Source organism: Streptomyces sp. ICC4 (assembly GCF_003287915.1).
Classification (GTDB): domain Bacteria; phylum Actinomycetota; class Actinomycetes; order Streptomycetales; family Streptomycetaceae; genus Streptomyces; species Streptomyces tritrimontium.
This window is the reverse complement of sequence record NZ_CP030286.1, coordinates 6,656,440-6,669,094: the sequence shown is the minus strand read 5'-3', so window position 1 is coordinate 6,669,094 and position 12,655 is coordinate 6,656,440. Positions and strand designations below refer to the sequence as shown.

Sequence of the window (12,655 nt, the reverse complement as noted above, 5' to 3'; positions counted from 1 at the left end):
GGATCAGTCCTCGGGCCCGTCGGCACCGGGACGCCCGGGACGGTCCTTCGCCCACATCATGGTGACCTTCAAGTGGGAGTTGAGGCTGCTCTTGGTGATCACGGCGCCGGCCTCGACCGCGAGGTCGACGCCGAACTCGATCGTGATCCCGTCAGGGCCGGCTTTGCGCAGCTGGTCGAGCGTGGCGCGCGATGCCTCGGCGACCGAGCCGAGGGCCTCTTGCAGATTTCCCGGCAGGTCGCGAATGGCGTCGCCGACGCGCCCTGCCTTCACAGGCCCCTGAGCCGTGGCCGGAGCTTCGACCAGGAGGGAGCCCCCGCCTTCCAGCGGAATCCGAGCCAGATGTGTCACGGATCCTCCTCGGTGAGGAAGCCCGGCGTCGAGTGCGTCGAAAACGCCGCCCATATCGCGGCACCAGGGCGGACGGGAAACCCCTCGCCGGCCTCGAGGGCACGGCGCCGCCTCACTTGATCATCACCCCATCCGGTGCATACCGCATCCCGAGAGCGGCAGGGTCATCCCCGGCCCAAGATCACCGTTCCCGACGAGCAGAACCAGCCGCCCGTGCCCGAGGCGAGGGCTACCCGGGGGAGGGCGCCGTCGGGTTTGCGGACCTGGCCTTCGCCCGCCTCGCCGCGCAGCTGGCGTACCGCCTCGACCAGCAGGAACAGCCCGCGCATGCCGGGATGGCAGGCCGAGAGGCCGCCGCCGTCCGTGTTGACCGGGAGTTCGCCGTCCCGCAGGAGGCGGCCCTTCTCGACGAAGGCCCCGCCCTCGCCCTTCGCGCAGAAGCCGAGGTCCTCCAGGGTGACCAGGGTCATATAGGTGAAGGCGTCGTAGATCTCGGCCAGATCCACGTCCGCGGGGGTGAGTCCCGCGCGGGCGAAGGCCTGGCGGCCCGAGACCGCCGCCGGGGAGACCGTGAAGTCCTCCCACTCCGACATCGTGGTGTGCGAGACCGAGGTGCCCGAGCCCAGGATCCAGACCGGCTCCTTCGCGGTGTCCGGTACGTAGTCCTCCGCCGCCAGCAGCACCGCGCAGCCGCCGTCCGAGCGGATGCAGCAGTTCAGCTTCGTGAAGGGGTCCGCGATCATGCCCGAGGACAGGACGTCGTCCACCGTGATCGGGTCGCGGAACATCGCGTCCGGGTTGGTGGCCGCGTTGGCCCGTGCCTGGACGGCGACTTCGGCGAGCTGTTCCAGTGTCGTGCCGTACTCGTGCATGTGGCGCCGCGCGGCCATCGCGTACTTGGAGACCAGCGTGTGCCCGTACGGGACCTCGAACTGCAGGGGTCCCCGCGCGCCGAAGGAGAGGTTCGAGGTCCGGCGGCGGGCCTTGATGTCGGCGCGCGCGGTGGATCCGTAGACGAGGAGGACCGCGTTGGCGTGGCCGGCGGCGATGGCGTCCGCCGCGTGGGCGGCCATGACCTCCCAGGTGGAGCCGCCGACGGAGGTGGAGTCGACCCAGGTGGGGCGCAGGCCCAGGTACTCGGCCACTTCGACGGGCGCGAGGATGCCGAGGCCGGCCGAGGCGAAGCCGTCGATGACCGAGCGGTCGAGGCCGGAGTCGGCCAGCGCGCGGCGGGCGGCCTGTGCGTGCAGGGCGTACGGGGTGGGCCCGTCGACCCGGCCGCAGTCCGAGAGGGCGACGCCGACGACGGCGACCCGGCGGCGGGGCGTGGGCGGACCGGGCGTGGTCCGGCGGGCCGTGGACAGGCCCGGCGCGGTCCGGTGGGCCGTGGATGGGACCGACGCCGACTCCGACTCCGACGCCGACGCCGACGCCGACGCCGTGGACGGGCCAGGCATGGACGCCGACGCCGACGCCGACGCCGTGGACGGGCCCGACGCCGACGCCGACGCCGTCGACGGGCCAGGCGCCGACGCCGACGCCCTGGACGCGGAGGGCGGAGCTGCCGGGGGCATGGGTCCGGGCATGGCCCGACGGTACATCTGACGGGCAGTCAGTTTCTAGCCCATGTGGCGGCGCCCGCGCACTGAAGCGCCCCGCCCCCTGTGCATCTGGCGCCACCCGCCCTAACATGACGGCCCGTCAGATACGGGGAGGAGCCCGACGATGGATGCCGCCTTCACCGCGGAGCAGGACGAGATGCGCCGTACCCTGCGCGAGATCCTGGGCAAACGCTGCGGCCCGGACGAGGTCAAGGCCGCCGTCCGCACCGCCGCCGGACACGACCGCGAGCTGTGGCAGCAGCTCGCCCAGCAGCTCGGACTGCCGGGCATCGCCGTGGCCGAGGAGTACGGCGGTGTCGGCTGCACCCCCGCCGACCTCGCCCTGGCCTGCGAGGAGACCGGGCGGGTGCTGCTGCCCTCGCCGCTGCTGGCCACCGCCGTGCTCGCCGCGCCGCTGGTCACCGCCCTGGGCACCGGAACCCAGCGCTCCACCCTGCTCCCGCCGCTCGCGGCCGGCGGCCTCACCGCCGCCCTCGCCGTCCCCGGCCCGGCCCTCGCCACCGCCCTCGCGCTCACCTCGGACGACGTCCGCGGCGACTGGGCCGGCGGAGGCCGCGCCGGAGGCGTGCAGGCCCGCGCCGTGGACGGCGGCTGGCGGCTCTACGGGGAGGTCGCCCAGGTGCTCGACGGGCACAGCGCAGCCCTGCTGCTCGTCGCCGCGCACACGGGGGGCTTCGCCCGCAGCCGCACCCTGCTCTTCCTCGTACGGGAGGACGCGCCCGGCCTCGTACGGGCCCGGCAGGCCACCCTCGACGAGACCCGGCCGCAGGGCCGCGTCCAGCTGAGGGACGTCGAAGCCGAACTGCTCGGTGGCGGCGGCCCGGACGCCGGAGCGGACGTGCTCGGCGCCCTCGCCGCAGCCGGCCGCGGCGCCGCCGCCGTCCTGGCCGCGGAGGCGGTCGGCGCGGCCGGGCAGGCACTCGCCCGCACTGTGGAGTACGTACAGCAGCGCGAGCAGTTCGGCCGGGCCATCGGCTCGTTCCAGGCCGTCAAACACCGGCTCGCCGACCTCTACGTACAGGTCCAGGCGGCCCGCTCGGCCGCCTACTACGCCGCCTGGGACCCGCACCAGGGCGGCCTCGCCCTCGCCCAGGCCCTGGAAGCCCTGCGGACCACCGCCGGCGAGGCGATCCAGCTGCACGGCGGCATCGGCTTCACCTGGGAGCACGACGCCCACCTCTACTTCAAGCGGGCGGCCGCCGACGAACTGCTCTTCGGTCCCGTCCACCGGCTGCGCGCCCACGCCGCGGACGCCGCCGGCCTGTTCACCCCCGCCCCACGGAACGAGAAGGTGGCCGTCTGATGGCTGTGTCCGCCGGCGTCGGCGTCAAACTGATGCAGAAGGTCTCCTCGACCCTGCTGTTCGCCAAAATCGCACCGCACGTCATCCCCGCCATGGACAAGGCGGTGCACAAGCTGACCCGCGGCAAGGTCATCCTCAGCGCCCAGATGCTCCCCGGCGTGATCCTCACCGCCAAGGGAGCCAAGACCGGCGCCCCGCGCACCACCCCGCTCGCGTGCATGCCGGAGCAGGACGGTGTGAGCTGGCTGTTGATCGGCTCCAACTTCGGCCGCCCCGGACACCCGGCATGGACCGCGAACCTGCTCAAGAACCCTGACGCGGACGTCAGTTGGAAGGGCACCAACATCGCCGTGCGCGCCCGCCTGCTGGCGGGCGAGGAGCGCGCGGCCGCCTGGCAGGCCGCGTTGAAGTTCTGGCCGCCGTACGCGACGTACCAGGCGCGCATCGAGCGCGAGATCCGGTTGTTCCGCCTGGAGCGTCGCTGATCGCGGCGGAGGTCCCGTAGGGGCTGACGGCGGCACAGGCCGCCGAGGGCGGCGGACCCGGTGGGGGTCCGCCGCTCACTTCGTGGGCTTCTTGCCCGTGATGCCGAGGTGGACCAGGAGCGCCAGGTTCGGCTTCAGCTCGGCCTGCTTGACGCCCCAGGTCTGGAAGCCCTTCTGGTGCGAGGCGACCGCGGCCAGCATCGCGACCAGCGAGCCGGCCATCGCGGCAGGGCTGACGTCCTTGTCCACCTTGCCCTTGGCCTGGAGGTCCTTCATCGACTCCGTGAGGGAGTTGGTGACGGAGTTGAGGATCTTCATGCGGATCTTGTAGAACCGCTTGTCGCCCTCCGCCGCGCCGAGGTCGACGACCCGCAGGATCGCGTCGTTGCGCCGCCAGAAGTCCAGGAACCCCTCGACCAGTTCTTCGGCCGCGGCCCACCCCGCCTTCCCGACCCACGCGCGTCCCTCGACCAACGAGGTCAGCTGCGCACCCTCGTTGGCCATGCGCTCGGCGATCTCCAGGACGGCGCCCTCGACGTCCGGGAAGTACTGGTAGAAGGTCGCGGGGGAGGTACCGGCCTTGCGGGCGACGTCGATCACTTTGACGTCGCGGTACGGCGAGGAGCTGAGCATCTCGCTGAGGCAGTCGAGCAGCTTCTGCCTCGTCGCCTGACCGCGCCGGCCGGCAACGCGGCCGTCGACGGTGCGTACTTGTCCTGTCATGCCGTCAGCTTACCGAGGGGGGATCGGCGCGCTATTCGGCCGCCTGCAAATGGGGTTACGGGGTACCTGGCCTGGGCGTACCCCCCTCCCGGCAGCGGCGGGCGGCCGCTTTCGGCCGGGCGGGCCCCACGGGCGCGCCATCCGACTTGAGTCCCTATCCCCCGAATAGTCTTATCAACAGGCTGTGGACAAGTTTTCGGGCACATCATGATCCGGAGGTGCACGGCTGGGCGGGTACGGCGGGGCGCACACCCCCACACACCCCCGCACAACGGAAGGAACCGGGCTCATGGCCGCATTCGCGGAAGGCGCACCCTGCTGGGTCGACGCCTCCCTGCCGGACGTGGAGGCGGGCAAGCGCTTCTACGGTGAGCTCTTCGGGTGGACCTTCGCCGACGGCGCGGGACCCGAGTACGGGCACTACACCCAGGCCTACAGCCGGGGCCGCAACGTCGCCGCCCTCGCCCCCAAGCCCGACGGCCGCATGCCGACCGTCTGGGGCGTCTACCTCTACACGACCGACGCGTACGCCTGCGCCCAGCGGATCCGCGCCGCCGGCGGCCAGCTGGTGATGGACCCGATGCCCGTCGGCCCGTACGGGACCGCCGCGATGGCCGCCGACCCCGGCGGCGCCGTCTTCGGCCTGTGGCAGCCCGGCACCCACCACGGCTTCGACGCCCAGAACGAGCCCTACACGTACTGCTGGACCGAGGTCTACACCCGCGCCCGCGACGCCGTGGACGTCTTCTACGCCAAGGTCTTCGGCTACGTCCCCCGGGACGAGGACGTCGCCGACGGCTCCGGCGGCGCCGAATACCGCCTCTGGTCCCCGCCCGGCAGCGCGCCCGGCCCGGAATCCGCCGTCATGGGCCGCAGCCTCATCACCGACGCCTTCCCCGCCGTCATGCCCGCGCACTTTCTCGTCTACTTCGCCGTACCGGACTGCGACCAGTCCGTCGCCATGGTCCAGCGCCTGGGCGGACGGGTGACCGCGGACCCCTTCGACACCCCCTACGGGCGGATCGCGGTCGTCGCCGACAACCAGGGGGCGGTCTTCGGGCTGCTGTCGGAACCCCGCACGAAGCCGGGCCAGTAGCCGTACGAGAGCCCGGCCGGTAGCGGTACGAGAGCCCGGCCGACAGTCGTACGAGCCCGGGCCGACAGCCCTACGAAAGCCCGCGCCGAGCCCGCGCCGAGCCCGCGCCGAGCCCGCCCGGCACCCCGTACGGGCCTCGCGCGCGGCCCCGTACGGGCGCGGGCGCGTGATCCCCCGGCGGGTTCCCGTACGAACCCGCCCGCGTACCCGGGGCCGGACCAGGCCCGGGCCTGACAGAATCGGTGTGCGCGACCGCGGGCGGCGCCCGGCGGTGCGACGCCGCACGGGCCGACCGCCGTGTGCCGGCGCGCGTGCAGGTGGCGTGCTTGTTGGAGGAGCGGGGGCCCGCGCGGGAGCCCGTACGGGGATGGGTGTGGAGGCGAGTGGTGGAGCAGCTGACGCAGCACGACCCGAGACGGATCGGCCCCTTCGAGGTGCTGGGACGGCTCGGCGCCGGCGGCATGGGGCTGGTCTATCTCGCCAGGTCGGCATCCGGCCGGCGGGTCGCGATCAAGACGGTGCGCACCGAGCTCGCCGAGGACCAGCTGTTCCGCGTGCGCTTCACCCGCGAGGTGGAGGCGGCCCGCGCCGTCTCCGGCTTCTACACCGCGGCCGTGGTCGACGCCGACCCGCGCGCGGCCGTGCCGTGGCTGGCCACCGCGTACGTGCCCGCGCCCTCCCTGGAGGAGATCGTCCACGAGTGCGGGCCCATGCCCGCCCAGGCCGTACGGTGGCTCGCCGCGGGCATCGCCGAGGCCCTGCAGTCCATCCACGGGGCCGGCCTGGTCCACCGTGACCTGAAGCCGTCCAACGTGCTCGTCGTCGAGGACGGCCCGCGCGTGATCGACTTCGGCATCGCCAGCGGCGTCTCCAACACCCGCCTGACCATGACGAACGTCGCCGTCGGCACCCCCGCCTACATGTCGCCCGAGCAGGCCAAGGACTCGCGCAGCGTCAAGGGCGCCAGCGACGTCTTCTCGCTCGGCTCCACCCTCGTCTTCGCCGCCACCGGGCACCCGCCCTACCACGGGGCGAACCCGGTGGAGACGGTCTTCATGCTGCTGCGCGAGGGCCCCAACCTGGAGGGGCTCCCGGACGAGCTCCGCCCGCTCATCGAATCCTGCATGCAGATGGACGCCACGCAGCGGCCCACCCCGGCCGACCTGCAGGCGCAGCTCGCCCCGCACCTCTTCGAGGGCGGCGACGAGAGCGGCACCGCCTCCGCCTGGCTGCCCACGCGCGCCGTCGCGATGATCGAGGCCCGGCGCGCGGGCCACCGCAACGCCGCCGCAGCGGCAGCCGCTGCCGCCGCCGCAGCCTCCGCGGCCTCCGCCGCAGCGGCCTCGGCGGCCGCCGCCTCCGCCGCGGCCTCCGTGCCGGCCCCCAGCGCCCACCTGCCCGGCCCGGGCGGCCCCGGCATCGCCGCCGGGCCCGCCACGCACCGCCGCCCGCGCGGCGGAGCCGACCCCTGGCTGGACCCGCGGACCGGCCAGGCCGTCCCCCAGCGCCCCGCGCACCTGGTCCCGGTGGTGGAGGCGGGGGCTACCCGCCCCCGCCGCCCCCCTACGGAGGCGGCGGAGACCCGTACGGCGGGGGCGGCGGCCACGGCATGCCCGACCCGCTCGCCGGGATGCCCCCGCTCGCCGACTTCGGCAAGCGGCTCGCGGCCCGGGTCCTGGACGTCCTGATCATCGCCGTCCCGCTCTTCCTCATCCAGCTGGCCGTCGGCGACCGCAACCGCTACACGGTCAAGACGAACGACGGTGAGGACGTCACGGAGGTCATCACCAAGTCGTACAGCGGCAGCGGCCTGGTCATGACGCTGATCTCGATCGCCGCGTACGTCGGCTACGACTGGTGGTTCACCAAGAAGAACGGCCAGACCCTGGGCAAGAAGTGGCTGGGCCTGCGCGTCGCGATGCTCAACGACGGCAGCGTCCCGCAGTCCGGTGCGGCCCTCGGCCGGGCGGCCGTGCTCTGGCTGCCGACGCTCATCTGCTGCTTCTGCCTGTGGCCGATCGCACTCGTGATCTCGATGCTCGTCGACAAGCCCTACAAGCAGGGTCTGCACGACAAGGTGGCCAAGACCGTGGTGGTCCGGGCGACCTGACGGCCCCAGGCGTACGCAGCTCGGCGCGCGGGCGGTCTCCCCACCGGGGAGGCCGCCCGCGCGGCGCTGTGCGCGCCCGGCGAAGGCGAAGGCTCAGTGGTGCACGGGGTGTTCGACGGCCGCGGCGGCCGCCACGTCCCGCGGCACGGTGTCGGGGACCGGCGAGGCGGTCCTCGGGCGGGTCGCCGCGTGCCGCCCGCGCCGGCGAGGGCCGGGGACGGTGAGGGCGACGAGGAGCCCGAGGGCGAGCGCGGCGGCGGAGATGACCGCGACGCCGAGCCCGGTGCTCGTCTGCGAGAGCAGCAGCATGGCGATCGTCGACACGATGACGGTGGCGGACCCGTAGGCGAGCTGTGCGGCAGTCGGACGCGGCATGACGATATCCGTCCTCGAAGCGGGAGGGGGAGTCGGCTCGACCAGGTCTGGCGTCAAGTGACTCTACGACGGTGGATGCCCGAGGGGAACTGTCGGTAAGCGCGACCTAACCCATCTGAACCGCGCCAGCGGAGCACAGGGGGGCGCACAGGGTCATTTCTCCGGGCTGATGCGAGCGCGAGTGGAGGGGGTGTCGAGGTGGGGCGGGACGGGCGCGGGGGCCGGAACGCGTCCGCCGGGTCTCCTGAGGCGTCCGCCGGCGGGGCCCCGGACGTACCGTTCGTCCGCTATGGCCCGCGAACGTCCGAATAGCGGAACTGACTGACCGCATAGTGCAGTTGTAAGGAACAAGTCAAGGTCTGTCTTTTCTCGCGACTCTCCGGTCAAATGTCGTCACTTGAGACGCGCGCCGCACGGAACCCCCCACTCCTCCGGAGACGTTCCGCACCACGTTGCGGCCGCGGGAGGGGAACGACTTCAAGTGACCAGCAACTCCGTCAGGCGGCGTGCACTGCGCGCCGCCGCAGTCGGTGTGACCATGGCCGCGACCGCGGCCACCGGCGCGGCCTACACCTTCGCGCAGGCCGAGCCGGGCCCGAGTGCTCCGGCCGCCGACCGCCAGGACCCGACCGCTCCTTCCAAGGAGAAGGTCGAGCACGACCTCAAGGGCCCGTTCAGCGACCAGCAGGCGAAGGCCAAGAAGGCCGCCCTGGAGCAGGTGCTGTCCGGCAAGAAGGACGTCGAGCAGCGCGGCGCCTCCAAGGTCGTCAAGCTCGACGAGAAGAAGTACGTCGAGCTCGGCCGCGAGAAGACCGACAAGATCTTCACGATCCTCGTCGACTTCGGCGACCAGGTGGACAGCACCACCATGTTCGACCCGGACGGCCCGGGCGGCCCCAAGCCGCCCGCGCCCAAGTACGGCGGCACCCCGGGCCCGATGCACAACCAGATCGCCCAGCCCGACCGTGCGACGAACAACAGCACGGCCTGGCGCAAGGACTTCAACCGCGCGTACTTCCAGGACCTGTACTTCGGTACCGGCAAGGGCAAGAACTCGCTGAAGACCTACTACGAGAAGACCTCCTCGGGCCGTTACTCGGTCGACGGCGAGGTCGCCGACTGGGTCAAGGTCCCGTACAACGAGGCCCGTTACGGCTCGAACTACTGCGGCCAGAGCAACTGCTCCAACGTCTGGGACACGGTCAAGGACGGCGTGACCGCCTGGACCGAGGGCCAGAAGAAGGCCGGCAAGACCGACGCCCAGATCAAGGCGCAGCTGTCCCAGTACGACCAGTGGGACCGCTACGACTTCGACGGCGACGGCAACTTCAACGAGCCCGACGGCTACATCGACCACTTCCAGATCGTCCACGCGGGCGAGGACGAGTCGGCCGGCGGCGGCGTGCAGGGCACCAACGCCCTGTGGGCGCACCGCTGGTACGCCTACGGCACGCAGGCGGGCAAGACCGGCCCGGAGAACAACAAGGCCGGTGGCGCCCAGATCGGCGACACGGGCATCTGGGTCGGCGACTACACGATGCAGCCCGAGAACGGCGGCCTCGGCGTCTTCGCGCACGAGTACGGCCACGACCTGGGCCTGCCGGACCTCTACGACACCTCCGGTGGCGGCGAGAACTCGGTCGGCTTCTGGTCCCTGATGTCGGCGGGCTCCTGGCTCGGCAACGGCAAGGACTCCATAGGCGACCTCCCGGGCGACATGAACGCCTGGGACAAGTTCCAGCTGGGCTGGCTGAACTACGACGTGGCCAAGGCCGCGACGAAGTCCACCCACAAGCTGGGCGTGGCGGAGTACAACACCAAGGACAAGCAGGCGCTCCTCGTCGAGCTGCCGAAGAAGCAGGTCAAGACCGAGATCGTCGCTCCCGCCGAGGGTTCCTCGCAGTGGTGGAGCAACATGGGTGACGACCTCAAGAACACCCTGACCCGCTCGGTCGACCTGACCGGCAAGTCCTCCGCGGCCCTGTCCCTCAAGGGCTGGTGGGACATCGAGGCGGAGTACGACTTCCTGTACACCGAGGTCTCCACGGACGGCGGCGCCAACTGGACCCCGCTGGCCGGCACCGCCGACGGCGTGGACCTCCCGGTCGACGCCTCCGGCAGCCCGTCGCTCACCGGCGTCTCGGGTGCCTGGAAGAACCTGAACTTCTCGCTGGACGCCTACGCCGGCAAGAAGGTCGACCTCCGCTTCCGCTACCAGACGGACGGCGGCGCGGGCGGCAAGGGCTTCACGGCCGACGCCCTCACCATCACGGCGAACGGCTCCGCGCTGTTCACCGACGGTGCCGAGAACGGCGACAACGGGTGGACCGGCAAGGGCTTCTCCCGCGTCGGCAACGGTTTCACCAAGGAGTACGCGCAGTACTACCTGGCCGAGAACCGCCGCTACGTGTCGTACGACTCCACCCTCAAGGTGGGCCCGTACAACTTCGGCTTCGCCAACACCAAGCCGAACTGGGTCGAGCACTACCCCTACCAGGACGGTCTCCTGATCTGGCAGTGGGACACCTCCCAGAAGGACAACAACACCAGCCAGCACCCGGGCGCCGGTCTGATCCTTCCGATCGACGCCAACGCCAAGCCGATGAAGTGGTCGGACGGCACGCTGCTGCGGAACAAGATCCAGCCGTACGACGCGACCTTCAGCGCGTACTCCACGGACGCGTTCACCCTGCACAAGAACGGCGAGTCGCTCTTCGTCAAGCCGAAGCCCACGAACCTGGTCTTCGACGACCACAAGGGCAAGTACTACTACGACGAGAACCCGACCGGCTCGGTGAAGGTCACTGACACCAACACCAAGATCAAGATCGTGAAGGAGCCCTACGACGGTCTCCAGATGACGATCGAGGTCGGCCCCTCCGTTAAGTAATTCGGTAAAGCCGCAGGTCAAAACATGATCGGCCGTCGCCCCCTAGCGGGCGGCGGCCGATCGCGTTTAGATGCGTGGGCTGAGTTTCTTATTGACGGGGGAGATGAAGACATGCCCGGTGGAGGTTTCGTCCGATTGCCAGGCGGCAGCGTGGTCGTCGCGCTCACGCTGCCCAGACCGTCCGAGCGGAGCGCCGCGGACGGCGCCCCCGAAGGCGGAAACGTCCGCGTGCTGGTGCACGCGGCGAACCGGGCCCGCGCCCTGACCAGGCTGCGGAACCTCGGCATGCGCGCCGTCTACCTGCGCGGCAACGCGCAGCCGCCGACCCCGGACGAGATCACCGCCGTCCTGCACCACCCCGACGGCCTGCTCTGGCGCTGCGCGCCCGACCGGGCGGAGGAGCTGTGGCACCCGATCAGGGCGCTGCTGGGGCGCAGCTAGTGCTGTGACGGGCGCGGGCATGGGCGTGGGCACGGGCACGGCGCCGTCAGGCGAGCTCGAAGCCGAAGCTCCCGCCGACCCGTGCGCCGTCGTCGTCGCGGGCGGTCCACCACTCCACGGTGTAGGCGCCCGCCGGGAGCCGGCCCCCGGGGGTGTGCCCGAAGCGGTAGGCCCGCTGCCGGGACCCGCGCATGCGGAACTCGAGCAGCGGGGTCCCCTCCGGCGTGCGGACCTCCGCCCCCGCGGTCAGGGGCAGCTCCCCGCCGTGGCCGGGGACGGGCAGGGCCTCGCCCGACCACACGAAGGTCGGCTTCCAGCCCCCGTCGGCCGCGGCGACGCTGAGCGTGCCGCGGCCCCGGAGCGAGGGCCGGTCGGCCGGGGTCCCGTCGTCCGCCGGCCCGGTGAACCTGAACATCACGGAGCGCCTCCTCGTCGCAGGTGCTGACCGGCGACAGGTTTCCAGGACTCGTGATCAGATGTGGAGGGTTTCGCGGCTTTGACGCAAATCCGCCCCAGCTTGTCCGATGTGCTCCTCTGACGGCCCGGGCCCGGCCCGGGGCGTCAGCCGCCGACGACGGGCGTTCCGGACAGCTCCACCCCGGCCTCGCGGAGCTCGGCCAGCGCCCGCGTCGTGGTGTGCGGGGCCACGCCGGCCGTCAGGTCCAGCAGGACGTGCGTACGGAACCCGGCGCGGGCCGCGTCCAGGGCGGTGGCCTTGACGCAGTGGTCGGTGGCGATGCCGACCACGTCGACCTCGGTGACCTGCCGGTCGCGCAACCACTGCGCGAGCCCGAGGCCGTTCTCGTCCGCCCCCTCGAAGCCGCTGTACGCCGCCTCGTACGCCCCCTTGTCGAAGACGGCGGCGACGGCCCCCGAGGCGACGGCGGGCGCGAAGTTGGGGTGGAAGCCCACCCCCTCGGTCCCGGCGACGCAGTGGACCGGCCAGGAGGTCTCGTAGTCCGGCTGGGCCGGCGGGTGCGCGAAGTGGGACCCGGGGTCGACGTGGTGGTCCCGGGTGGCGACGACGTGCCGGTACCCGGCGGTGGCCTGCCCGATGAGCTCGGTGACGGCGGCGGCCACGTCGGCCCCGCCGGCGACCGCGAGGCTGCCGCCTTCGCAGAAGTCGTTCTGGACGTCGACGACGATCAGTGCGCGGTGCATGTCCGGTGCCCTTCGGCTTGGTGTGTGGCGGTGCGGGGGGACCCTGCGGGGGCTCTTCCCCCGCCCTGCCCCGGGCAAATCCAGCCCCCGCCGGCGTT

Annotated in this window: 13 protein-coding genes and 1 pseudogene; 8 read left to right on the top strand and 6 right to left on the bottom strand. The window is 72.1% G+C overall.

Translation table 11 applies throughout. From position 1 onward, the window contains the following. Positions 1-3: 3 nt before the first annotated feature. Positions 4-351, bottom strand: a complete 348-nt coding sequence (locus DRB89_RS31170; protein ID WP_112452407.1) for a CU044_2847 family protein — start codon at positions 349-351, stop codon at positions 4-6. Positions 352-515: 164 nt separating this feature from the next. Continuing rightward, the gene (locus DRB89_RS31165; RefSeq protein ID WP_239516414.1) at positions 516-1,808 is read right to left on the bottom strand and encodes an acetyl-CoA acetyltransferase; all 1,293 of its coding nucleotides are present in this window, start codon (positions 1,806-1,808) and stop codon (positions 516-518) included. Between DRB89_RS31165 and DRB89_RS43270 the strand changes: the two genes are divergently transcribed. The 3 genes from DRB89_RS43270 to DRB89_RS31150 all read left to right on the top strand — a co-directional run bounded on the left by DRB89_RS43270 (position 1,792) and on the right by DRB89_RS31150 (position 3,761). Beyond that, on the top strand, positions 1,792-1,956 hold the full coding sequence (locus DRB89_RS43270; protein ID WP_162688802.1) for a hypothetical protein: 165 nt from the start codon (positions 1,792-1,794) through the stop codon (positions 1,954-1,956). The two genes, DRB89_RS31165 and DRB89_RS43270, sit on opposite strands and share 17 nt — an antisense overlap. A gap of 120 nt (positions 1,957-2,076) precedes the next feature. Further along, complete coding sequence (locus DRB89_RS31155) at positions 2,077-3,276, top strand: acyl-CoA dehydrogenase family protein (protein ID WP_112451113.1); 1,200 nt, start codon at positions 2,077-2,079, stop codon at positions 3,274-3,276. Then, on the top strand, positions 3,276-3,761 hold the full coding sequence (locus tag DRB89_RS31150; protein ID WP_112451114.1) for a nitroreductase family deazaflavin-dependent oxidoreductase: 486 nt from the start codon (positions 3,276-3,278) through the stop codon (positions 3,759-3,761). The genes DRB89_RS31155 and DRB89_RS31150 overlap by 1 nt, the downstream gene beginning before the upstream one ends. Before the next feature lie 75 nt (positions 3,762-3,836). Here DRB89_RS31150 and DRB89_RS31145 read toward each other — a convergent pair whose 3' ends face one another. Next, positions 3,837-4,484 (bottom strand): TetR family transcriptional regulator, encoded by a 648-nt coding sequence (locus DRB89_RS31145; RefSeq protein WP_112451115.1) that lies wholly within the window; start codon positions 4,482-4,484, stop codon positions 3,837-3,839. Between the two features lie 289 nt (positions 4,485-4,773). Here DRB89_RS31145 and DRB89_RS31140 point away from each other — a divergent pair, with 289 nt between their 5' ends. The 3 genes and pseudogenes from DRB89_RS31140 (at position 4,774) to DRB89_RS31130 (ending at position 7,690) form a co-directional block, all read left to right on the top strand. Beyond that, the gene (locus DRB89_RS31140) at positions 4,774-5,580 is read left to right on the top strand and encodes a VOC family protein (RefSeq protein ID WP_112451116.1); all 807 of its coding nucleotides are present in this window, start codon (positions 4,774-4,776) and stop codon (positions 5,578-5,580) included. A gap of 383 nt (positions 5,581-5,963) precedes the next feature. Then, positions 5,964-6,854: pseudogene (locus DRB89_RS31135) on the top strand (serine/threonine-protein kinase); the annotation flags it as partial. A 335-nt stretch (positions 6,855-7,189) separates the two neighbouring features. Beyond that, complete coding sequence (locus DRB89_RS31130; protein WP_239516413.1) at positions 7,190-7,690, top strand: RDD family protein; 501 nt, start codon at positions 7,190-7,192, stop codon at positions 7,688-7,690. 93 nt (positions 7,691-7,783) lie between these two features. Here DRB89_RS31130 and DRB89_RS31125 read toward each other — a convergent pair whose 3' ends face one another. Next, on the bottom strand, positions 7,784-8,065 hold the full coding sequence (locus DRB89_RS31125; protein ID WP_112453065.1) for a hypothetical protein: 282 nt from the start codon (positions 8,063-8,065) through the stop codon (positions 7,784-7,786). A gap of 538 nt (positions 8,066-8,603) precedes the next feature. On the opposite strand from DRB89_RS31125, the gene DRB89_RS31120 reads away from it, so the two are divergent. Further along, positions 8,604-10,955: an immune inhibitor A domain-containing protein gene (locus DRB89_RS31120; RefSeq protein ID WP_112453604.1), complete on the top strand. Its 2,352-nt coding sequence runs from the start codon at positions 8,604-8,606 to the stop codon at positions 10,953-10,955. Positions 10,956-11,066: 111 nt separating this feature from the next. Next, the gene (locus tag DRB89_RS31115; protein WP_112449852.1) at positions 11,067-11,396 is read left to right on the top strand and encodes a hypothetical protein; all 330 of its coding nucleotides are present in this window, start codon (positions 11,067-11,069) and stop codon (positions 11,394-11,396) included. Positions 11,397-11,442: 46 nt separating this feature from the next. Here DRB89_RS31115 and DRB89_RS31110 read toward each other — a convergent pair whose 3' ends face one another. Next, positions 11,443-11,811 carry a hypothetical protein gene (locus DRB89_RS31110; RefSeq protein WP_112449853.1) on the bottom strand — a complete coding sequence of 123 codons (369 nt, stop codon included), beginning with the start codon at positions 11,809-11,811 and terminating at the stop codon, positions 11,443-11,445. Positions 11,812-11,957: 146 nt separating this feature from the next. Continuing rightward, entirely contained in the window at positions 11,958-12,557 is a 600-nt protein-coding gene (locus tag DRB89_RS31105; RefSeq protein ID WP_112449854.1) for an isochorismatase family protein, read from the bottom strand. Between the last annotated feature and the right edge of the window lie 98 nt (positions 12,558-12,655).